The organism is Pseudofrankia coriaricola (genome assembly GCF_001854805.1).
GTDB lineage: Bacteria > Actinomycetota > Actinomycetes > Frankiales > Frankiaceae > Pseudofrankia.
This window is the reverse complement of sequence record NZ_MBLO01000232.1, coordinates 1-23,705: the sequence shown is the minus strand read 5'-3', so window position 1 is coordinate 23,705 and position 23,705 is coordinate 1. Positions and strand designations below refer to the sequence as shown.

Here is a 23,705-nt window from a genome sequence, read left to right as displayed (position 1 = left end):
CATCCCGTGGGCGCCGCGTCCGCCCGTTCCCGGGGCCGGCCCGACGGCAGCGCCCCCGCTCTCCCGCCGCGCGGAGTCGCAGAAGACCAGATAACAGCCCAACCCGACGATCCCGCGGCCGACCAGGCAGAAGCTGATCAGACACACGGCGGCCGTCGCGGGCCGGTACACCCGGCAGCCGTAGCCGCTACAGGCCCACGACGCCAGCCGACACGCCGCCCACGACTTTGTCGCAGCCCTGCAGCCCACCACCCCCTCCAGACCCCGGCTTAGATGATCAGGATGAGGCCAGGGTGTAGATTGTCGGGGGCTCGTTCACGAGACGACCACCATGTACGCACAGATCGGCCGGGCTCGCTCGCGGCGTCCACGGTATGGAGCGAGCGGACCATTGGCACCGTCGGAGCGCTTTCCTTACCGGTGAACCCGGAACGAGGTGCTGCCTGGCACGACCGGCTGTCGCGGTGCAGAACTATCTTGGTAGTACGCGGCGCGGCGGAGCGCTGCATGACCGGAGGGTGGAGCACATCAGTGGGGGCCGAGGAGTCCAACGCTGGGGATGACTTTCACATTTGGTGGGCGGCGAGCCGCGTGCTCAAGCTTATCGAACCGGGCACGGATTTGCGTCTCGTCGCGCTGGAGGGTCTGGCTCGCGTCGATGATCCGGATGAGTCCTACGAGACGGTGGATGTCTGCGAGTACAGAGGCGGTGATCGGGTTGCGAACGCCACCGAGGTGGTCCTCTCTCAGCTGAAGTACAGCTCGAAGCACCCGACCAGGCGGTGGACTGCGGCCCGGCTCTGCGAGCGCAGGAATCGTCGAAGCGGCGATGGAAAGTTGGTGTCGCGACGGTCCGTGGTTGCGGATCTTGCCGTGGCGTATCGGAAGCTTCTGGATGACCATGGCCCTGTGGCAACCGCCAAGGTGAGAGTGGCGCTAGTCAGCAATCAGCCTGCCGACGGCTTGCTTGTGCACGCGGTGAAGGCTGCTGCCGACTGGGTGGGCTCTCGGGAGGTGCGCGCGCTGCGGCGTGCTGACCTGTGTCGCGCGCTCCGCATTGAGCATCGGGTCATCGTGGACGCCCTTGCGGTAGCAGTAGGGACCGCGCTGGGCTCGGCGGAGTTCTGCGATTTCCTCGCCAAGCTCGAGCTGTCGGTGGGGGGAACTCTCGATCGAGAAGCGCTCGCGCGTGCGGTACGGGTGGGGGCGTCTGAGCTGACGCCGGGGCACGGACCGGACTCGGCGGGGCGTCTGGCGGACCTTGTCCGAGGTGAGGCGCAGCCTGGCAGAGGGCGGGGTGGCCTGAGAGCCAATGACGTTCTTGCGCAGCTGGACGTGCACGACCTGCTTGACCTTTATCCCGCGCCGCCGCGGCTGCCAGACATCTCAGGTTCGCTGGCGGCACCTGGTGCGCGTCTCGTCGCGGAGGCTGTCGAGGCACCGGGCGGAATGCTGGTGATCGCCCACGGTCCTCCCGGCGTGGGTAAGACGACAGCCTTGCAGCAGGTTTCCGCCCATCTGCCTGCGGGTTCGTTGGTTGTGCTATTCGACTGCTATGGCGGTGGTGATTACCTCAACGCGGGGGACGAGCGGCACACACCCGATCGATTTGTCCGTCAGGTAGTGAACGAGCTTGCTCAGCGGTGCGGCACCCCGCTCCTTGTCCAGCCGCCGTCCATGGAGCGAGACCAGTGGAGACGGCTGACGCGGATACTAGAGCGTGCTGTGTCCACGCTCGACCCGGGCGGGATATTGCTGCTGGCGGTGGATGCTGCCGACAACGCTCTGTTCGCTGCCCGGGAGAACGGTGACCGTAGTTTCGTTTCTGGACTGCTCCGGCTGACGCCGCCCGAGCGGGTCGCCGTTCTAGTCACTGTACGTAGTCCTTGGGTGGAATCGTTTGAGACCGGCCGGGCCGTGACGATCGAGCTTCCGCCGTTCGATCTTGCCACCTCGACGGCGCACCTGCGGCGGTATCGGCCGGACGCGACGGACGACGATGCGGCCGTCTTCCATGAGAAGACCGCGGGGAATCCCCGGTCTCAGTTCTATCCGCTGACGGGTGGCGACGTGGGCAGCGTCGATATGGCGACGCTGTTGAAGCGATGCGAACGCACCCCGGAGCCCGAGTTCGCCAAGATTGTCGACTCGGCGCTACAGGTCAGCGGCGCCGATGCCAAGGGGCAGCGATTGCTGGCGCTGCTGGTCGCGCTGGCTCGCCCGGTGAACCTCGACACCCTTGCGGTCGCCTTCGGCGTCGCGCCAGCGACAGCGAGGGCCTTCGCGGTGGGGTTGGTACCCGGAGTGCGGATCGACGGACAAGCCGTCGAGTTCCGGGACGACGAATTCGAGGTCTATGTCCGCGGGCGCGTGGACGCGGCCGATGTGGCAGCCGCGCATGGGCGTCTGGCAGATGTCTTGCTGGCTTCGCGTGCGACCGACCCCGATGCGGCTGTCCACGTGGCGAACCATCTGTTCAAGGCTCGCCGGCTCGATGAGGTCGTACGGCTTGTGTTGACTGAGGATCTGCCGGTCGGCATCGCCGACGGCTTCCGACGCCAACAGGTACAGTTCCGCCGTCTCGACCTCGCGGCCCGCGCAGCCGCCCACATCGATGATCCCGTGGCCGCTGTCCGCCTGGCAGTCCGTGGCTGTGACACGGCCTCGCGTCTCGACACGCTGTCTCAGCTCGTCGACTCGCATCTTGACCTCGTGGCTCGTTTCACCGACGTCGACCTGCTCGAGGAACATGTCCTTGGGGCGAAGCCTCACGAGTGGCAAGGTCCGGCCTGGATGCGGGTCGCCGCCGCGCTCTCCCGACACAGCGACCGGCACGACGCCGCCCGCCAGGCACTCGACAACGCTCAGAGCTGGATTCACCGGTGGGCGTCCGGCCGCGAGGATGAGACGCTGCATTGGGATCTCACCGCGGATGACGTGGCGCGCGCCGCGGAGGCCCGATACCGCCTCGATGGTACTCAAGCCGCCACCGATGAGATCAGACACTGGCGTCCGGCCACAGCGGCGCTGGAAGCGGCCGCCCGGCTTGCCGAGCGGATCGCCGACGAACTCTCGCCGGTCCAGGTACGTGACGTGTTGCGCGACTCCGGGGTCCCAGCGGCAGCACAGGCACCGATCTTGGCGCATTTGGCCGCTGCGCATGGAGCGGCCGACCCGATCTGGGTGGCCGAGGTAACCACGGCTCTTCTAGCCGTCCCCTTGGAGGAACCAGCGTCGTGGCATGTCCACATGATCGACACGGCGGTTCGTTTCGGTAGCCGGGACAACGCCATTGTGCTGGCGCGGCACTGGACCGCGGAGCTCCCTCGCTCTTGGTGGGAGTTCGCCCGGGCCGATGCTCAAGGAACGGTGATGCTTCGCTTCCATGCCGCCGTCGCCGCATGGACCGGAACCGACCTGCCGATCGCCGAGTTGGTCCCCGCCTCCTTGCGGCCGAGACAGTCAACACAGCGGCAGGATGATCTTCACCGTGACCACGACGTCCGCGAGTGGCTCGAACGCGTAGAGCCACTTCTGGAGGTTCTGCTCCTAACAGCCCGCGCTATCGCTGGCGACGCAAGCTCAGACGACGTGCTCACGCTGGTCGAACATGGGCTCGCCAGGCGAGCGGACCACGCGGACCGCCGCTGGTTCACCTTCGACTCGTCGTACCGCGCCTGGGCGACGTTGGTAGCGGAGACGGCGGTCGAAACTGGCTGCGTCGACGACTGCCTCACTCGCCTGGTCGAGGCGGCGCCCCGGCTGATCCGCGACGCCGCTCCGGACCTGTGGCTTGATCTGGCAGAACTACTCGCCCGTCATCGTGACTACGCGGATCGCGCCGCGGACCTTTGCGCTCAAGCCTCCAGGCACGTCCGCACGAACGTGTACTCAACCGCGGACCGCCTGGAAACGCTCGCGCGCGCGGCCGAGATCAGCGCGCCGCTGGATACAGACCTCGGTAGGCAGTTGTTCGACTATGCGGTCGATGCCGCAACCGGAATCAGCGACGACGCGGCGCGACTCCTCACCGTGCACGCCGACCTGACCCATCGCGCCGTTCTTCCGCAAGACCAGCGCGCTGCGACAGCGGCGAGACTCATCGCAGCCGCCGAGGCGGTCGCGCCGCACGTGACCGAGTCTTCCGTGATCCCGTACATAAAGATCGCCGAGGCGGCAGCACGCTTAGACCCTGCGACTGGCCTGGCCGCCGCGAGTCGGTGGGACGACCAGGACCGTGTACGGCTCGGGCTCACTCTGCCCGCCGCCCTTACCGGAGCCGTCAATGGCGGCGGCGTCCCGCCCTGGCAGGCGCTCGCGCTCGACCACCTCATCGACAGCGACAGCCGGCGACTGACCTACCAGCTCGACATGGCCAAGCACATGGGGACACTCGGCAACGTTGGCAAGACCGACGCTCGCGCTGCCATCACTCGCGCTGCGCGGTGGCTGCGCTGCCGCGTTCCCGGCCGTGACCAGCCTGCCCTTGCGCGGCGCCTCCTTGACACCGCTGACCTGACCAGCCTTGACCGAATTCAGCGCGCAGACCTCGAAACGGTTGCCCAATACGCGAACGACCCAGACGCCAGCCAGCTAGACACCACCCGGCCACCGAGCAGCGACCCCTCACCCGCAGCGCAGGACCTGCTGGCCAACGCTCGCACACGGACAAGGGCGACGCTCGCAAAGGACGTCGCCATACTGCGCGCTTCCCACCTCTACGGCGACGAGTTGGCTGCGTTCATCATCGCTGTCGCGCGGGCCGCGCCGGCGGCCCAGCGAGTCGCAACGCTCGACGCCGTCGCGTCGCTTGAGGACGCCTTCGCCGACACGATCTTCACGGTGCTCGCTGACCGGGTCGATGCCTGGCGCGATTGGCCTCAGGTCCGGGCCTGGGCGGCAGCCGCGCTCCCGGCGCTGCTCGCCGCGCACCTGTCCTCGCTCATGATGTGGCACCTCGACGCCGACACACTGGTGCGACGGCTTCGTATGCTCGCGGATGATCGCACCGTTCGACAGGCTGTATTGCTCGCTGTACCCGAGGCGCGAGCGAAGCTGAACTCCTTCGGCTGGCAGAACCTCGCCGTGCTCCTGGGACGCCTATGCGGAACCGAACACGCCGCGGAAGCGCTCCTCACCCTCCTCGACGAGCGGTCGGTCGAGACCGTCCTGCGTGTTCCCGATCCTGGCCCGGCAGGAGCCCTACCGTCGCTGCTCTGGAGCATCTTCGGCCATCCCGTCCGAGAGCTGCGCTCACGCGCGGCGCACGCCACCCGCGACCTGCTCACCGGGCGATCCCACTACCTCGTCGCACCGCTGGTCGCGGAGTTCATCCGAAGCCTCGATCACACGGACCCAGGTCCGTTCCGAGACGAACGGCTGCACTTTTACGCTCCTTCTGCGGCCGTCGGGCTCCTCGTCGCCCTCCACCAGGTCGCTGCAGTGGAGCCCGCCTCGTTCGCTCCCCACTTCGACGACCTCCTCCGGCACGCAACCAACCGCGACCTGCCGCACGCGCAGATTCGAGAGCTTGCACGACGCACAGCCCTCGCCGTCGCTGACCCCATCAGCTCCACAAGCGACGTCCTGCGCCACGCGAACCAGCCATCCAGCTGCTCGACCGATCGCTCGGCCCACCACGAAGGCAGCGATCGCCGGGTCTCGGCCAGCCGCCGCTACGACTTCGATGAACTCGACACGCTGCCCTACTGGTTCGGCCCTCTCGCCCGGGTCTTCGACGTGCCGGTCGATACCGTCGCCGAATTCGCTGAAGACTGGATCGTCGACCGGGAGCGACTGGGACAGGAAGACTGGTACGCCGACGCCCGCGAACTCCGGGACGAACGAAACTGGGAGCGCACCACCCACCGCCAGGGCGCCCTCCCCCCGGAAGAGAGCCTGCGGCTGTATCTGGAGTACCACGCGATGATGGTCGCGGCAGGCCAGCTCGTCGATTCCGGCCGGCCGGTCTGTATTCGCTCCTGGGAGCCCGACGACAGCGACCCATGGCAGCGCTGGCTATCGAATCGTCTACCATCGCTCGACGTCTGGCCTGCCGATCTCGCCAGCGCTGTACCCGCCGAACCCGCGTTCCTCGGCAAGCAGCCCAGCGGCGACGCCACCTGGGACGTCCCCGTCGTCGACGACTACGACCACGCGCTCGAGATCAGCAATGACCACCTTCCAAGCATGATCCTCGTCGCCGCCAGCGTCGACCTTCACCATCCAGGGAAGAATAAAACGATCTACGTCAGGTCGGCCCTCGTTGGGCCAGCGCACGCCGACGACCTGCAAAGAGCACTCGCCGCCGCGTCCGAACCGCGCGACTGGAAGCTCCCCGACGAAGGCGAGGCCGAACACGAGGTCGACTACGGCCTGTTCCAGTTGCACGGCTGGCTCAGCGAACCAGAAAACCACACAACCGACGTCGACGGACACGACCCCTACGCGCGCGGCCTGTCAAAAACACTACCCCTGCCCGGCAGCGCCTTTCGCACCGCAACCCGCTCCATACCTGACACCAAAGGGCTCGCACTGATCACAAACGATAGAAGTGTTATCGCGCAAGGGGAACAGTGGGCCGACCGCGACCCTGGCCGAGAATACGACAGAGTCACGACATCATCTGGCTACCGCGTACGCGTCGCCCGCGAACCATTGCTTCGCTACCTGCGCGAGACGAACAACTGGCTCATCTTGGAGGTACAGATTGCCAGACGCCGAGAGGGACAATACCCTCCCCCACGCAGCCGCGTCTACCTCATCGACCCCGAAGGGCGCATCACCGCCCGCTGACTCGATCACCGCGCTCGGCGAAAGGATACTCACTGAATTCGGAGACGAGCGAACCAGCAACACCCTGACTCGCTGGCTCGCACACCACGTAGCCCGCCTCATCGACGCCGCCGACAGCGCCCGCCACGAAGGCTCTGCCGACGCCGACGCGAAAGCAGCCCAGGCACGCGCGGCGATCCTTCAATTATGGAACGCCCGTACCACGTGGCCCACAGGATGGCCACCGCCGCGCGCCGCCATAATAGCGCGGCTGCTCGACGACCTGCCCGATCTAGAGAACACCAGTCTATGGCATCGCGAGACCCTCCTAGCAGACCTCCAAGACCTTCACCATCGGATACTCGCCGCGCTTGTGGATATCGCCGCCAGCGACGAAGGTGAAGATCTCGAAGGGGCATGGCTCACCTCATTCGGAGAAAACCTCACCCCCAATGAGGTGTCGCTTCTCCGCCGAGTGGCCAACAGTCGGAGCCGCATCGAAGCGTCCGTGCCGCACCGGTTCAGAGCATGCGGTGACGAAGTAGAACCCGATGCGGACACCGCCGCATCAAAATCACTGCCCACGTACCCCCTCCGCGGCCTCGCGGATGCGTACCGCGCAACAATTCTCGAACTTCTCGCCAGAGCCGACGCAACCCAGGGCGACGCGGCCAACCGAGAAGCCCCGGAGGCCTGACCAGTCCGAAAGAAGCTATTGCGATGGTCTACCTGGACTGTCATGACGCGACGTCCGCATTAACCTCACTCGCTACCGCATTCCACCTCCACGACGACGATCTAGCGAGGGCATTACTCGAGTGCAACCTTGAAACAGACTGGACCGGCGAGAGAGAGGAACGATCCATAAGATCATTCCTGTCAGAGATCGATGTCGACCTCGATTCTGTCCGATTCGACGGAGCATACTATTTCCACGGCACCCGCTCGCTCGAACCGGAAGCATTTATCCGTGAAGGGATCCTCCCGCTCGGCGCCGTGATCGACAGAATCTGGTCCTCGCTATATGATCTCGTAAGAGATCAGGTCAATGAGTCGGACTGGCAAAAATTCCGAGCTGAACTCGAACGGGATGGAGGCGGCCACAGCGGGCGGCTGTACCGGATTAAAGTGTCAAACGCATTCCACCACGGGCCGTACGCTATGCTCGTCCGTGACAACCACTTCAATCCTAGCACCATCGGCGGTCACGACTATCTCGCCACCCCCGAAATCGTTGAAGACATTGGGCGCGCCTTCAACGAGAACCTTCAGGAGAGATTTGAAAATAAGGCTAAGAAGTGCATTGTAAAGTTTCGCTCCTCAAGAGTGCAAGGAGGAGCATTAACTGCGGCGCTCTGGTACGCCTACTCGGCCGTCCGGGGAGATCCCGCCGGTTGGGCGTGCCTGCACTCCATAGATTGCAAGGGTGCCATTCTGCCGGGCGCCGTTGTCGGCGTAGAGCAGGTGCGATAGGGTCCTAGACAAATGCCCCGACATTATCCGTCCGACCGCAGTAGCGAACAGAGGGACGTGAGGGGTGAGTCGACTGAGCGTGGGATCGAACCGCCGCCTGCGACGACATTCCTGGTGGAGGCATGCCTGGCACCTGGGATGTTCAGAATCGTTCGACTGCGGACAGCAAGATCGATATGGGTATGAGGTGGGTGCAGAAGCGCAAGCAGGGGCCGTCACGTACCGACATCAGACGTCAGGGGTGGACCGTAAGATCCCTTGTGGCCGCTGACACCACGGCACCAGCCGGCCCGCCCCGACACCGAACGACAGTAACTCTCCGTGACTCTTAACCCGCCGACGGGGAGAGTGGGGAGCCCGTCCGGGCGACGGCCAACCTGACGGGCCAGCCCGCAGACGGCAAGGGATCGCCGGGGATGTCGACGGACGCCGAGCCGCCGGCGACCAGAAACGATGGACTGCCACAGACGCCGACGGAAGATCCAGATCAAACTGCGGATTTGTGAGGGAGTCGTTGGCCCGTACAGCCAAGCCCGCCGCACCGGCGGACCAGCATGGACGCCGGTGAGGGTGGAGCGGACTTGGGGCCGGGCGTGTAGAGCGCTCGCAGCCGGAGCGTATTGGACAGCCGACGTTCGGTGACAGTTCACGGCGTACCCGGCTATCCTGAGCCGACCGTTGGCTGGCCGTACGGGGAGGCCCGATGCTGCTCGGAACGTGGAATCTGGAAAATCTCTTCCAGCCCGGCGGCGACTTCGGCGCCGACGACGTGGCCGTCTACCAGGGCAAGCTGTCCGCGCTCGCCGCGACGATCAACAGCTGCGGCGTGGACGTGCTCGGAGTCCAGGAAGTCGGTGACCCCGACGCGCTCGCCGACCTCGTCGCCAAGCTCGACGGGACCTGGCACAGCGCCCTGTCCACGCACTTCGAACCCCACCACCCCATCCGGGTCGGAGTCCTGTCCCGCCTTCCATTCGACACCACGGTCGAGGCTGTCGACTTTCCCGACGGTCTGCTGCCGGTCCAGGTCGGCGATAACGCGCAGACCACGACCCAGATGGGCCGGGGCGCCCTCGCGGTCACCGTCACCCCCACCCCCGGAAAGCCGCTGACCGTCGTCGTCTGCCACCTGAAGTCCAAACTGCTCTCGTTCCCCGCCCACGGCGGCGGCAGCAGGTTCAGCACCAACGACGAAGGCGAACGCGCCCGCTTCGCCTCCTACGCGCTCCACCGCCGCGCCGCCGAAGCCGTCACCGTCCGCGACTTCGCGACCCGGCTACTCGCAGGCGACGGCCGAATCCACCGGCTCGCCGTCGTCGGGGACCTCAACGACGAACCCCACGCCGCCACCACCCAGATCCTGACCGGCCCACCCGGCTCGGAGATCGGCACCGCAGGCTTCAACCGCCCCGACAAAGGCGACACCCAACGGCTATGGAACCTCGCCGCCGAAATTCCCCCGGACAAGCGCTACTCCAGAGTCTTCCAGGGACATGGCGAACTGATCGACCACATCCTCATCAGCCACGCCCTACTCGCCGGGCGCGGACCGGTCACCCCCCTCCTGGACCGACCTCTGCCCAGCGTCACCGACGACCCCACCGGCCGTCGCAAAGCCCGCGACTCCGACCACGCCCCCATCCTCGCCGAACTCACCCTCTAACCCGACTCGCACCATCCGACAGCCTGACCCGTCGGTGTCGCCGGCGAGGCACCGGTCGGCTGATGGCGATGCGGGTGGCACAGTCATGGGCGAGGACCGCGGCGATGGCCTCAGCGAGGGCCATGGGGATGTGCGTGGCGGTGACCGGGTCGCCGGGTGTCCGTTGCCAGGTCACGCTGCCAGGACCGCATTCCGCCGTGCCGCGCGCTGGGATGCCCGTTCCGCCGTCACCGAGACCGACTCGTTCCCACCCGGCCAACAGGCCCCGCCGCCCCGGTCTCCCAACCATCCAAGATCACCATAGTGGCGGCATTCACCCGGATGGCGCTGACCTCGCTGGACGGAGGCGCGCCCGACCCCGTCGTTTTGAATCATGGCCGAGGTTGAGCCGTCGGGCCCGCTGACCTATGGCCGGCTGGTCGAACGGGCGCGGCTGGCGGTGGTATTCGCGGCGGGTTCACCGTCGGCGTGGCCCAATGCCATGGCGACCTCCTCTGAGCCCGGCTGTGCCGTCGACCGGTAGGAGTGCACCGGGGATGGCCCCCACGGGAGCGGACACGTCTGATCAAATCGCGGCTGGACGGGCCGGCTATCGAAGGCGCGGGGGCCTCGCAGGGCCGGCTGGGGCATGGTCGGCTGCGCAGAACCCCGCCGACCACGACTGGCATGACTCGGATCACAGCCGTTCCGTGACGCTATCTACCGGGATCTGCCGGCAGGTCCCACGGACAAATGACGGACAAACGATCAAAAGCCTTGATCAAGAAACTTGATCAAGGCTCTGACCTGCGAGTCCAGGTGGAGGTGAGGGGACTCGAACCCCTGGCCTCCTCCGTGCGAGGGAAACGGGCGTCACGGCCGGCCGGCGCGGGCCGGCCGTCAAGGCCGCGCGGGCCTCAACCTCTGCTCACCACAAGATCGATGTGGGCGTCGTGTGGGCGTGAACCCCCCGACATCGCCCGGTACGAGCCGCCATCGGACGGCAGGACGGACACCGAAAACCCTTGGTGTCATTGAAGAACGCGGCACACCGCGACTCCCTTTGACACGCTACGACATTTATGATGGCTCTCTTTTAACCGGCGAGTTCAGGGTTCGAGGCCCAGACGACGCCGTCGGCAACCTGCGCCACCAGTCCCGCTGAGGCGGCGACCGCGGCGCGATCGGCCAGTGCCCGGCATCCGGTCCCTGCACCATCCCGTGTATCGCCAGCCGGTCGTGTGCCCGCCCGAGCCTGTCCAGCGCCACTGGCCAGACACCCGCCCTGCCGCGTCCAGCCCGGAGCTGCCTCCGTCCCGGCGGAACGATGGGTCTTTCGTCCGGTTGTCCAGCCACCGGCGCCAGGCTCCTGTCGTCAGGCCGAGATCGACAGGCAGCCGGGACGGACCGGATGCGATCTGTTGCCAGTTACTCCCCGTCACCGCCCTACGGGTCGGATCCTCCCGTAGGACGGCTGGTCCGGCCCGCCTCCTGGACCGTCCCTGGACCGTCAGACACCAGAACTCCCGACAGATCACGCAAGGTCCCGCAAGACACGGAAAGCCTGGTCAGAGCCATGATCCGCGATCCGCTCACGTCACGAAATGCCCGTCACAACTTCCCGTCGAACTCGTCCCACGCCTGCGTCGAACACCAGTTCCGATCGGAGCACCAGCTCTGATCGCGCCGTAGCAGCCTCGGTTCGCCCGCGGCGCGCGGCGAGGGGTAGCGACGCCGCGACTGGTCATCGCTGCGCCCCGGTCGCCGCAGCCAGGAGCGTCAGGTCGAAAACCTCGCGGAGACCGATCATGTAGGAATGGGTCGAATCCCCCTCCGACTCGAACCCCCACGGCATCACTCTGCGAGCTGCAGACGGCCTACTGCGCTAATGCCGGGATGACCTCGTCCCAGGGCGCGGCCGGGACCGGTCCTCGCCGACAAGGTCGCAGCTACCCGCGATGTCGACGGCGAGGCCTCGAAAAGGGCAAGCAAGATCCAATGTGTCGAACCGGCGTTCGTTCGCACGAGTACCGGTCAGGTGCGGCAGTCCGTCGCGGTGCGCGTGGCGATGCCTGCTGCGATGACAGCGGGGATGTCATCGGCTCCGACGCTGCCGAACCATGCGCACCTTCCCGCCCCGAAAAGACGGCGGCGCCGGCCGCACGCCGCCACCAGGCACAGCCAAAACCGACCCAGGCCGACCTCTCCGCCCGATCAGCAGGAACCCCGCGACCGAGGCTCTGACCATCTCCGGCCAAGGCGACAACGCCTGGCAACACCCGACCAGTCGATCAGCGCGACCTGCCCAGGCCACGAAACACGCCCCCCGAACCGACCAGCGCATCCTGCTCACACTCGACCAGGTCCTCGCCGAACTCGGCAGCCCCAACGGCCCGTTGCCACGGTCGACCTGGCACGACTGGCAGAACAAGGGCACTGGACCGAAAGTCATCAAACTGCCGAACGGCCAGATCCGGGTCGCCCGCGACGACCTGAACACCTGGCTCGACGGCCTCACCCGAGACCCGGCCACCCCGTGAGCCCCGACGGCGCCGGTGACCGATCTTCCGACGACGCTGAACGGCCGACGACGTTCGACGCCCGTGTCTGGGCGGTCCGTGAGGTACAGCTCAAGATCCGCTCCAGCTGGCAGGTCCGCTGGCAGGTCGCCGGCCGACCTTCCGCGAACACCCGCAACTTCCCGTCCAAGAAGGCCGCCGAGTCACGCCGCGCCGAGATCCTCACCGCAGTGCGCAAAGGCGAAGCCTTCGACGTCGAAACCGGGCTACCGGTCTCCGAGTGGCGTGCCCTCCCTCAACCGGAACAGGTAGCCGAGCGGACCTGGCTCACTGTCGCCGGAGACTTCGTCGACACGAAATGGGAAGAGGGCCAGGCCCCCGGCACCCGCCGTTCGATCGCGGAGGCGCTCTGCGCGATCACCCCGGCACTGTTCGACACACGCCCCCCAGCCCGACTGGCAGGCCTCATGCGCGAGGCCTTGGCGGGTTGGGTGTTCAACACCGGCGCCCGCACCACCGCCCGCGCGGACGGCCGCCGTGTCGAGAACACCGCACCCGAAAGCTGGTCCGAGATCCTCAACTGGATGGAGACGCACAGCCGGCCAGTCCGAGACCTCGCCGACGTCGAGGTCACCCGGGCCGCACTCATCGCGCTGTCACGCCGCATCGATGGAAAACCGGCCGCACCAAACACCATCACCCGCCGCCGACTCGTCTTCGGACAGGTCGTGAAGTTCGCCGTCACCCGCGGCGACCTTCACGTCAACCCCATACCCAGCGCTCAGTGGACCCCACCGCGCAAGGCCATCGTCGTCGACCGACGCGCCGTCGTCGACCACCCCCGCGCACTCCGACTACTCGCCGCGGTCGCCGAGATCGCACCCGACCTGGAGGCCTTCTTCGGCTGCATGTACTACGCCGCCACCCGACCTGGCGAGCTTCAAGCACTAACCACCAACCAGCTTCGGCTACCAAAGACCGGCTGGGGCGAAGTTGTCCTCGAAAGCAACAACCCGGAGATCTCGCCACGCTGGTCCGACGAACCCGGCAAACCCCGCCAAGCCCGCGAACTCAAACACCGCGAGAAAGGAGAAGTCCGCCCCGTCCCCCTCCACCCCCAACTGGTCGCACTCCTACGCCGCCACATAGCGCAGTTCGGCCTCGCCCCGGACGGACGCCTCTTCCGCTCCCGCACCGGCGGCCCCATCAAAACCGCCCGCTACCGACAGGTCTGGAGCACCGCCCGCGAGACGGCCCTCACTCCAGCCGAAGCCGCGAGCCCACTCGCCCGACGACCCTACGATCTACGCCACGCCGCCGTGTCACGCTGGCTGAACGCCGGCGTCCCCGCCACCCAGGTCGCCGAATGGGCCGGCCACAGCGTGCGCGTGCTCCTGATGGTCTACGCGCGCTGCATCGTCGGACAGGAACAACGCGCCCTACAGCTCATCGACGACTCCTTCGCCGCCGAAGCGCCCCAGCCCCCGACCCCCGACGAACTCCCGATCCCCCACACAGACCTGAACCAGGACACGGACGACTTCGGACTCTGACGAGCACTCGGGGACCTCCAGGCTCCGCCGAGCGCTCGCGACCTCAAGATCGTGTCCACATATAGTCCACAGACCACCGGACACCACCGGATCCGGCTGGCCACAACCGGACAGGCATCCGATCTCCGCCCGCAACACCGGCACGCCCCGAGAACCCTCCCGACCAGCGGAAACGCCGCCTGATCAGGCACGAGCCAGATGACGACTGATCACCAGACGCTGGACCTGGTTGGTACCTTCGAAAATTTGAAAGACCTTGGCTTCGCGCATGTAGCGCTCTACCGGGTAGTCCTTGGTGTAGCCGGCGCCGCCGAGGACCTGGACGGCGTCTTCGGTGACCTTCATCGCCGCGTCGGTGGCGATGAGTTTCGCGATGCTCGCCGATCTGGAGAACGGCCGGCCGGCGTCGCGCAGGCGGGCCGCGGCGAGTGTCGTCGCCCTGGCCGACTCGACGGCCGCCGCCATGTCCGCGAGCAGGAAACCCAGGCCCTGGTGGTCGATGATGGGCCGGCCGAACGCTTCCCGCTCCTTGGCGTAGGCGACGGCGTCGTCGAGCGCCCGCTGGGCGAGGCCCGTCGCCGCGGCCGCGATCCCGAGCCGGCCGGAGTCCAGCGCCGACAGCGCGATGGTGAGTCCCTGGCCTTCGGTGCCGATCAGCCGGCTCGCCGGCACGGCCGCGTTCTCGAACCCGATCTGGGTGGTCGGGGACGCGGTAAGGCCCATTTTGCGTTCGGGCGCATGCGGGGTCATGCCCGGGGTGGCCGCGTCGACGAGGAAGCAGGAGATCCCGCCGCGGCCTTCGCCGGTGCGGGCGAACACGGTGTAGAAGTCGGCGGCGCCGCCGTGCGTCACCCATGCCTTGGTGCCGGACAGGATGTAATCGCCGCCGGTCTCCGCCGGCGGGGTGGCCGTGGTCTTCAGGGCCGCCGGGTCCGAGCCGGCGTGCGGTTCGGACAGGCAGTAGGCGCCGAGCAGGTCGCCGGAGAGCAGGCGCGCCAGGTGTTCCTCGCGCTGGGCGTCGGTGCCGAAGTTCGCCAGCGGATAGCAGGAGAGGGCGTGCACGCTGACACCGACGGCGACGGACGCCGACCGGTAGGCGATCTCCTCCAGGACCTGGAGGTACACCTCGAACGGCTGCTCGCCGCCGCCGAACCGCTCCGGGTACGGCAGGCTCAGCAGCCCCGCCTGACCGAGCGTCGTGAACACCTCGCGCGGGAAGTGCGCCTCGGCCTCGTCCTGCGCGATGCGCGGCTCGAGTTCCTTGGCGCAGATGTCCGCGGCGAGCGCGACCAGTTCGCGCGCCTCGTCGGACGGCAACAGACGCTCTGCCGGCACGGCGACCACCCCTTTCGGCGACCAGCCCTCCGGGCGCGACCCCGCACCCGGCCGGCCCGAACAGTACCAGGGGCGGTACCTGGGTACTACCTCCAGTTCTGGTTTGTTGATCGCCAAGCGCACAACGCCCGGCCTTATACCCTGTCGGCGATCACGGACGCCTCGCCGAAGAGGCTCAACCGTGATCGCATTCCGAGTATGCGCAACGGCGTCCACCGCCCGGATCCGCGGCATCTACGCATGCCCGCGCCACGATCGAGGTGCCACCGACCGCGCCTCGGCAGCCATTGATCGTTTCCTGGGTACGAGAACAGCCAGCCGCGGGCCGACGCCGGGCGTCAGCTCTCGGCGTCGAGCACCGCGGCAACGAGGACGCTGGGCAGGCCGTGGGCCTCAGCTACCGGCGCGCAGGTGACCTCGCCGGCGTGGGTGTTGAGGCCGCGGGCCAGAGCAGGGTCGAGGCGCATGGCGCCGCGCCAGCCGTGGTCGGCGAGCGCGGCCGCATAGGGCAGGGTGGCGTTCGTCAGCGCGTGGGTGGAGGTACGCGGGACGGCGCCGGGCATGTTCGCGACGCAGTAGAAGACGGCCTCGTGCACCTTGTAGGTCGGGTTGTCGTGCGTCGTCGGGCGGGTGTCCTCGAAGCAGCCGCCCTGGTCGACGGAGATGTCGACGAGCACCGCGCCGGGCCGCATCCGGGCGACCATGGCGTTCGTGACCAGCTTCGGTGCCCGCGTCCCCGGTACCAGCACCGCGCCGATCACCAGGTCGGCGTCGAGCACCGCTCGCTCGATCTCGTAGGCGTTGGCGGCGATCGTGCGCACGCGGCCCTCGAAGCGGGCGTCGGCGGCGCGCAGCCGGCCCAGGTCGCGGTCGAGCAGGGTCACGTCCGCGCGCATGCCGGCCGCGATCGACGTCGCGCCCTGCCCGGCCACGCCCGCGCCGATGACGACGACCCTGGCCGGGTCGACCCCCGGGACGCCGCCGAGCAGCACGCCCCGCCCGCCCGCCGCCGCGAGCAGCGCCTGGGCGCCGACCTGGGGCGCGAGCCGGCCGGCCACCTCCGACATCGGCGCGAGCAGCGGCAGCGACCGGTCCGCGAACTCGACGGTCTCGTAGCCGACCGCGGTGACCCGCGCGTCCAGCAGCGCCCGGGTACACGGCAGGGACGCGGCCAGGTGCAGGTAGGTGAACAGCAGCAGGCCGGGGCGCAGCCGGTGATACTCCTCCTCGACCGGCTCCTTGACCTTGAGAACCAGGTCGCCCGAGGCCCAGGTAGCGTCGGCGCCTTCGACGATCTTCGCGCCCGCCGCGGCGTACTCGGCATCCATGATCATGGAGCCGGCACCGGCGTCGGCCTCGACGAACACGTCGTGGCCGTGCCGGGTCAGCTCGTGGACGCCGGCGGGGGTGGCCGCCACCCGGTACTCGTGGTTCTTGACCTCGCGGGGGATCGCGATCCTCACTGCTGGGCTCCCTTGTAACGGCACCATGCCGACGTAGCTCGGTTCACCAGGCCGCGGTCCACTCGACACGGGACCGCAATACGGGAACCGTTGCCATGTCGATCATACGCTTCGGAAACACTCGCATGGTGGCTGTTGTTCCGCGATAACCGTATGATGAGGCGCATCTTATGGCGCAACGTCGGTGACCACTGCCGGCCAGGCGGAAGGACAGCAGTGACAGCCCTCGACACCGCGACCGAGCCCACCCCCTCCACCGGTGCGCTCACCCGGTCGGCCGCGGCCCACCTGTGGCCACACTTCACCCGGCTGTCGTCGGTCGCCGCGGGTGAGATGCCCGTCATCGTGCGCGGGGAAGGCGCCTATATCTGGGACGCCAACGGCCACAGGGTGCTCGACGGGCTCGCGGGGCTTTTCGTAGTCCAGGTCGGCCACGGCCGCGCCGAGCTCGCCGAGGCCGCCCGCAAACAGTCCGAGCAGTTGGCCTTCTTCCCGCTCTGGTCGCACGCGCACCCCAGCGCCATCGAGCTCGCCGAGCGGGTCGCGGGGCTGGCCCCCGGCGACCTGAACCGGATCTTCTTCACCACCGGCGGCGGCGAGGCCGTCGAGTCGGCCTGGAAGCTCGCCAAGCAGTACTTCAAGCTCGTCGGCAAGCCGCTCAAACACAAGGTGATCAGCCGCACGACCGCCTACCACGGCACCACCCAGGGGGCGCTCGCGATCACCGGCATCCCGTCGCTCAAGCAGATGTTCGAGCCGCTGGTACCCGGTGGCTTCCGCGCCGCGAACACGAACTTCTACCGGGCGCCCGAGCACGGGGACGACCTGGTGGCGTTCGGCCGCTGGGCCGCCGACCAGATCGCCGTCGCGATCGAGGCGGAGGGGCCGGACACGGTCGCCGCCGTCTTCCTGGAGCCGGTGCAGAACTCCGGCGGCTGCTTCCCGCCGCCGCCCGGGTACTTCGAGCGGGTCCGCGAGATCTGCGACGAAAACGACGTGCTATTGGTCTCCGACGAGGTGATCTGCGGGTTCGGCCGGACCGGCGCGATGTTCGGCGCGCAGCGCTACGGCTACCAGCCCGACATCATCACCTGCGCGAAGGGCCTGACCTCCGGCTACGCGCCACTCGGCGCGATGATCGTCAGCGACCGGCTCGCCGAGCCGTTCCTGCACGGCACGGCCAGCTTCGCCCACGGCTACACCTTCGGCGGCCACCCGGTGTCGACGGCCGTGGCCATGGCGAACCTGGACATCTTCGAGCGCGAGGACCTCGTCGGCCACGTCGACCGCAACGCCGCCGCGTTCCGCGCCACCCTGGAGAAGCTCTCCGACCTTCCGATCGTCGGCGACGTCCGCGGCGACGGCTTCTTCTACGGCATCGAGCTGGTCAAGGACAAGGCGACCAAGACGAGCTTCTCCGCCGACGAGTCCGAGCGGCTGCTGCGCGGGTTCATGTCCGGCGCGCTCTACGAGGCCGGCCTGTACTGCCGCGCCGACGACCGCGGCGACCCGGTCATCCAGCTCTCTCCGCCGCTGATCTGCGAGCAGAGCCACTTCGACGAGATGGAGTCCATCCTGCGCTCCGTCCTCACCGAGGCCTGGTCCAAGATCTGACACACGTGGCCCGGGCCGCGCGGCTCAAGCCCCGCGAGGCCGGCTCCGCGGCGCGGGCTGCCACGGCTCGCGTCAAGGGGCGGTGGCGTCGGCGGCCACGCGGGTGGCGACGGTGTCGACCAGGAGGGTGAGCGCCTCGACGACACGGGCGCGGTCGGGGCCGAGGCCGGCGAGCAGCTCGGCCTCGATCGCGAGCTGCCGGGGGAAGATCGAGTCGACGACCGCCGCCCCCGCGGGCGAGATCGTGACCAGCGCCGCCCGCCGGTCGGTCGGGCTGGGCTGGCGTTCGACGTAGCCGCGGCCTTCGAGTTTCGCCAGCGTCTTGCTGATCGCGGCGCGGGAGCAGCGCATCCGCTCGGCGAGGCGGCGGGCGATGACGGGCTGCTCTGCGTGGCGCAGGTGGATCAGGACGTCGACCTCGGGCGCGGTGACGGGAGCGCCGTCGTAGAGCGGCTCAAGCGCGAGGTCCCGCAGGGCCTGCACGTGCTTGAGCAGCGCGATCACCTCCATCGGGGAGGTGTCGAGGTCGGGCCGGGCGGCGGCCCATCGCTCGCGCGGGGACGGGGTGGCGGCCATCAGGCTCCGAAGGATTGTTAACCGGTAGACCATCTTCTACTCTTTGGGGCATGGTACTCGCCGACGCCCCTCGCGCCCCCGACGCGGGTGCCCCACGCCCGGGTGCCGCGCCGCGGGAGATTCTCCCCGGCACGCAGCCCGACCCAGCCAGCTCGGCGGCGGCCGGGGAGGCTGGGCGGACCGGGCGGGCCGGGCCGCTCATCGTGGCGCTCGGAGCCCTGACGGCGTTCGCGCCACTGGGCACCGACATGTACATCCCCGGGTTCCCGGACCTGGGCTCGTCGCTGCACGCCGGCGACTCGGCGGTCCAGCTGTCGATGACGACCTTCTTCGTCGGCATCGTGCTCGGGCAGCTGTTCGTCGGCCCGCTGTCCGACAAGATCGGCCGGCGCCGCCCGCTGCTCGTGGGCACGGCGCTGTTCGCGGCTCTGTCGGTGGTCTGCGCGCTGGCGCCGAACATCGTGACGCTGGACGCGGCCCGGTTCCTGCAGGGCCTCGCCGCCTCGGCCGGGATGGTGCTCAGCCGCGCCGTCGTGACTGACCGGTTCCACGGGCCCGACCTGCCCCGCTACTTCGCGTTGCTGGCGATGGTGCTCGGCGTCGCGCCGGTCGTCGCCCCGCTGATCGGCAGCCTGGTGCTCACCCTGTCCGGCTGGCGGACGGTGTTCCTCGTGCTCGCGGTGATCGGCGTGCTGCTCGTCGCGACCGTGGTGTTCGCGGTGCCCGAGTCGCTGCCGCCCGAGCGCCGGCACACGGGCGGCCTGGGCGGGACGTTCGCGTCGATGGGCCGGCTGCTGCGCCGCCGCGCGTTCGTCGGCTACGTGCTCACCAGCGCGTTCGCGACCGGCGCGATGTTCACCTACATCTCCGGGTCGAGCTTCGTCTTCGAGCGGGTCTACGGGACGTCGGCGGCGATGTACAGCCTGGTGTTCGCCACGAACGCCGCGTCGATGCTCGCCGCCAACTCGCTGTTCGGCCGGCTGTCGCGCCGGGTCCGGCTGACCACGCTGCTGTCCTGGGCGGTGGCGGTCGCGGCGGGGGGCGCCGTGCTGCAGGCGCTGCTGCTGGTCACCGTCGGCGCGAGCATGGCCGGGACGTGGATCAGCCTGGTCGTCGTCCAGGCCGGCATCGGCGGCATGTTCCCGGCGAGCATCAGCCTCGGCCAGACGCTCGGCCGGGAGAACGCCGGCGCCGCGGCCGCGCTGCAGGGCGGCACCCAGTTCGCGTTCGGCGCGGTCGCCGCCCCGCTCGTCGGCCTGTTCGGCTCCACCAGTGCCGCCCCGATGGCGGTCATCATGCTGGCCGCGTTGCTGTGCTCCGTGGTTGCCCTGCTGGCGCTCGCCCGCCCGTGGCGCGGCGAGGGCGATCCACGCGCCGCGCCCGCCCCGCTCCCCCAGCAGTCATCAGTGGAGCCGGTGCGAGCCGCCCCCGGGGCCGGATAGGCCGTGGCCCGGAACAATCCAACGGGACATGACCTCGTCGGAACACGACAAAGGCCGGCAGCACGGCTGCCGGCCTTTGTCGTCGCAGGTGCGGCCCCCCTGATGCTTCCTCAGGCCTCCGGCGGTACGGGCATCGCCATTGTCGCCCGGCCGTCGGCCCGATTGCCGCGCCTGTGTCACCCGGTTAGAAAAAGACCCCGAGCCGCGGCGGGAGCGAGAACGAACGGTCCACGGAGGAACCCGCCTCGCCTCGCCGGCCCGGCGCCATCGAAGCGACCAGCCATTCCGGGACGTCGCCCTCGCCGCTGGTCGCGCCGTGGGCGGCGTCGGTGGAGTGGGTCAGGCCGCGGAGCACGCCACCGATCCGGGACATGGACGGGAATGAGCGCGTCATCGGGCTCCCCTGCTTTCTGTGGCTTGCCCGCGGCCTGTGGCCACGGAGAATTCCTTTCCGGTACGCCTCCACATCGGGGCGCATCTTCATAAAAGCCCGCCCGGGATGCCCTGTCCCCCGGTCGACGCCCGGCTGACACACCCCGCGCGTAGCCGACAGTTTTCCTGACGGCTGGCCGACAGTTTCCGGCCGGCGGCACGTCCGCCCGGCACCGCCGAACCGACGACATCCAAAGCGACGCTGTCTCGACCGACGGACGGCTCGACGGACGGACGGCGCGACCAACGAACAGCTCAACCGACCGACGGCTCAACCGACGAAGTCGCGGCCGATCTGGTTGAGGCTGGCCTGGTTGAGGCCGGCCTCGGCGGCGGTGAGCGCGCCGTAGCAGCGGGCAGCGTCGAGCGGGTGGCCGACGTAGTCGAACAGCCGGCCGGCGGCGACGAGCAACGCGCCCGCCCGCGCCGCGTCCCCCTCCAGGCGGGCGACGTGTGCCTCGGCCTCCTGGGTCGCCGCCTGCCAGGCGGTCCCGTCCCACAGCGCGGCGCCCGAGCGTGCCGCGGCGAGGTGGCGACGGGCACGAGCCAGGTCTCCCGACCGCGCCGCCGCGACCGTCGCCGGCACGGCCGAGGTCACCGAGCAGAACACACAGCTGTCCTCGACGCCGAGCGTCTCCTCCACCCTGGTGAGCGCGACATCGGTGGCCGCGGCGTCCGGCGCCGCCGCGATCAGCGTCCCGTGGATACGGTGCAGCAGGTGGGCGGCGATCGGCGACCAGCGCGCCAGTGGCAGGGCGCGCAAGAGCAGGCGGTTGGCGTCAGCGGCATCACCACGGGCGAGCCTCGCTTCGGCGAGCCGCTGCAACGAGAGCGCCTCCCCCGAGGTCGCCCCGATGGCGCGATGCAGGTCGACCGCCTCGGCGAGCCGCCGCTCGGCGCGTTCCAGGTCACCGCCGAGCAGCCTGGCCTCGCCGGCGAGGCAGGCGGCGAACGCCAGCCCCCTGGCCGCGCCCGCCCGCTCGGCCTCCTCGGCCAGCCGGTCCGCGAGGCTGACCACCTCGGCGTAGGGCGTCGCCCCGTAGAGCATGATCTCGGCGACGCACAGATGGGCGTCGAAGACGGTCGTCGCGAACGTCGGCAGCCGGCTGCCATGCCGCAGGTCCGCGGTCAGCTGCGCGAGGTACTCGCCGCGGCTGTGCGCGACGAGGCCCCGCAGGCTGACGATGTCGAAGCCGAACCGGGTCGTCGGGACGGACACGAACCGACGACCGCCCTCATCGGCGATCGCGGCGGCTTCGTCGATGTTGCCCCGGAAGTAGGCGAGGTGTCCCCGTCCCAGCAGGATCGCAAGATCGGCGGGACCGCCGTCCGGCTCCAGCCCATCAAGCGCGGCGGTGGCTCCGTCGAGGTCACCGGCCATGAGCAGGGCACGGGCGAGGCGGGCGCGCGGCATCCGCGCGTCGGCCGGCGACGCGGCCTCGATCGCCGCCCGGTAGGCGTCCGGGGCGCCCGGGTCGGCGAGCGCGACGAGCAGGTCCGCCCGCAGCGCCGCGAGCGTCACGGCCTCGGCCCCGGAAGCGTGCTCGCGGACCTCGTCGAGCTGGGTGAGCGCGTCCCGGTAGGCGCCGACCGCCGCGGCCGTCTCGGCGGCGCGCAGCACATAGGGCACGGCGCGGACGCGCTCCCCGGCCTGGACCAGGTGATGACCGACCCGGCCGGGTGGCCCGTCCGCCGCCTCGAGCCGGTCGGCCACGTCACGGTGCGCAACCCGCAGCCGGTGCGGCGCCAACTCGGCGAGCAGCCCGTGGCGGAACAGCTGGTGGCGGAACCGGAAGCCGCTCTCGGTCCGGTCGAGCACACCGTGGTCGAGCAGGTCGTCCAGCAGCGCGTACGCCTCGGTCTCCGGACAGCGGGACAGGGCGAGAAAGTCGTCCGTGTCGAACGAGGTGCCGGCGACGGCGAGCAGGCGCAGCAGGTCTCGGGTCGCTGGCGCGAAGCCGGCGATCACGGTGGCGTCGGCGGTCAGCGGGCTCGCCGGGTCGAGCGCCGCGCGCCGGGCGAGCTGGAGGGCGGTGAACGGCAGCCCGCCCGACACCTCCCAGACCCGCTCGACCAACGGGCCGGCGAGAGCTGACTCCCGGGTGACGAGGGCGACGGTGGCCGCCCGGTCAAGCGGGGCGAGGTCGACGGCGACGGCGGCACCCCGACCGAGCAGGCTCGCGCGGATCTCGGCGAGGGCGGTCGGACCGCCGGCGGCCGCGCGGTGGCCGAGCACGGGGCGGTGGCCGAGCAGCAACACGACAGGCCGTCCCGCGAGCGAGCGGACCAGGTAGTGCGCCAGGCGCAGGCTGGCTTCGTCGGCGTCCTGTAGGTCGTCGACGACGAGCAGCGCGCCCGGGGTGCCAGGCGCGGCCGGGACGGCGGGATCAGCGAGGACGGCGGAGGTGACGGCGACGGCCGGGACGGTGGAGCTGGGAGGATCGGCGCGGTGGGCGGAGTAGGCGGCGCCCGCGAGGTGGGCGACGCCGGCGCCCTCGGCCGCGGTGCGCAGCAGCTCCGCGGCGGCAACGAACAGCCGCTGGTGCCCGCCCGCACCCGGCCAGTCCAGGTCGCGACCGGACATGGCGCGCTCCAGCTCGGACCGGAAACGCTCGTCGATCTCGCCGAGCAGCGACGGGCAGCGACGGCACAGGTCGGCGAGGGCCTCGAGGACCGGCGCGTAAGGCCAGGCGCCTTCGACCGCCGCCGCCGTGCCCACGCCGACACGCCAGCCCGCGGCGACGGCGCGCCGGGTCACGGCGTCAAGCAGCGCCGACTTGCCGACACCCGCCGGGCCGCTGACCAGCACGGCGGTGCCGCCCCCGCCACCGCCGACGACGCCCGCCGCCGCGCCCGCGCCGGCGCCGCTGCCGGCCCCGACC

At 69.3% G+C, this 23,705-nt stretch carries 13 protein-coding genes; 8 read left to right on the top strand and 5 right to left on the bottom strand.

Annotation, left to right across the window (positions count from 1 at the left end):
- The first annotated feature begins 531 nt into the window (after positions 1-531).
- The 6 genes from BCD48_RS29585 to BCD48_RS29570 all read left to right on the top strand — a co-directional run bounded on the left by BCD48_RS29585 (position 532) and on the right by BCD48_RS29570 (position 13,961).
- The gene (locus BCD48_RS29585) at positions 532-6,795 is read left to right on the top strand and encodes an ATP-binding protein (protein WP_157910582.1); all 6,264 of its coding nucleotides are present in this window, start codon (positions 532-534) and stop codon (positions 6,793-6,795) included.
- A complete protein-coding gene (locus tag BCD48_RS50840; RefSeq protein WP_131804124.1) occupies positions 6,710-7,471 on the top strand; it encodes a hypothetical protein in 762 nt (253 codons plus the stop codon). Before BCD48_RS29585 ends, BCD48_RS50840 begins: the two co-directional genes overlap by 86 nt.
- Positions 7,472-7,494: 23 nt before the next feature.
- Positions 7,495-8,247 (top strand): hypothetical protein, encoded by a 753-nt coding sequence (locus BCD48_RS50835; protein WP_131804123.1) that lies wholly within the window; start codon positions 7,495-7,497, stop codon positions 8,245-8,247.
- A gap of 703 nt (positions 8,248-8,950) precedes the next feature.
- Positions 8,951-9,910, top strand: a complete 960-nt coding sequence (locus tag BCD48_RS29580) for an endonuclease/exonuclease/phosphatase family protein (RefSeq protein WP_071051681.1) — start codon at positions 8,951-8,953, stop codon at positions 9,908-9,910.
- Between the two features lie 2,099 nt (positions 9,911-12,009).
- Entirely contained in the window at positions 12,010-12,429 is a 420-nt protein-coding gene (locus BCD48_RS29575) for a helix-turn-helix transcriptional regulator (protein WP_241842085.1), read from the top strand.
- Positions 12,426-13,961: a tyrosine-type recombinase/integrase gene (locus BCD48_RS29570; RefSeq protein ID WP_083419387.1), complete on the top strand. Its 1,536-nt coding sequence runs from the start codon at positions 12,426-12,428 to the stop codon at positions 13,959-13,961. The genes BCD48_RS29575 and BCD48_RS29570 overlap by 4 nt, the downstream gene beginning before the upstream one ends.
- Positions 13,962-14,144: 183 nt before the next feature.
- Here the strand turns inward: BCD48_RS29570 and BCD48_RS29565 are convergent, their stop codons facing one another.
- The gene (locus BCD48_RS29565) at positions 14,145-15,296 is read right to left on the bottom strand and encodes an acyl-CoA dehydrogenase family protein (protein WP_071051684.1); all 1,152 of its coding nucleotides are present in this window, start codon (positions 15,294-15,296) and stop codon (positions 14,145-14,147) included.
- Between the two features lie 338 nt (positions 15,297-15,634).
- Positions 15,635-16,759 (bottom strand): alanine dehydrogenase, encoded by a 1,125-nt coding sequence (gene ald, locus BCD48_RS29560; protein ID WP_071051680.1) that lies wholly within the window; start codon positions 16,757-16,759, stop codon positions 15,635-15,637.
- Between the two features lie 216 nt (positions 16,760-16,975).
- On the opposite strand from ald, the gene BCD48_RS29555 reads away from it, so the two are divergent.
- Complete coding sequence (locus BCD48_RS29555; protein ID WP_071051679.1) at positions 16,976-18,373, top strand: aspartate aminotransferase family protein; 1,398 nt, start codon at positions 16,976-16,978, stop codon at positions 18,371-18,373.
- Positions 18,374-18,445: 72 nt separating this feature from the next.
- Here BCD48_RS29555 and BCD48_RS29550 read toward each other — a convergent pair whose 3' ends face one another.
- The gene (locus BCD48_RS29550; protein ID WP_198543449.1) at positions 18,446-18,982 is read right to left on the bottom strand and encodes a MarR family winged helix-turn-helix transcriptional regulator; all 537 of its coding nucleotides are present in this window, start codon (positions 18,980-18,982) and stop codon (positions 18,446-18,448) included.
- Positions 18,983-18,999: 17 nt separating this feature from the next.
- On the opposite strand from BCD48_RS29550, the gene BCD48_RS29545 reads away from it, so the two are divergent.
- Positions 19,000-20,391 carry a multidrug effflux MFS transporter gene (locus tag BCD48_RS29545; RefSeq protein WP_071051677.1) on the top strand — a complete coding sequence of 464 codons (1,392 nt, stop codon included), beginning with the start codon at positions 19,000-19,002 and terminating at the stop codon, positions 20,389-20,391.
- Between the two features lie 184 nt (positions 20,392-20,575).
- Here the strand turns inward: BCD48_RS29545 and BCD48_RS49795 are convergent, their stop codons facing one another.
- Both BCD48_RS49795 and BCD48_RS29535 read right to left on the bottom strand, forming a co-directional pair.
- Positions 20,576-20,785, bottom strand: a complete 210-nt coding sequence (locus BCD48_RS49795) for a hypothetical protein (protein ID WP_071051676.1) — start codon at positions 20,783-20,785, stop codon at positions 20,576-20,578.
- A 309-nt stretch (positions 20,786-21,094) separates the two neighbouring features.
- Positions 21,095-23,705: AAA family ATPase (locus tag BCD48_RS29535; RefSeq protein WP_071051675.1), on the bottom strand; the 2,611-nt coding region annotated here is incomplete at its 5' end.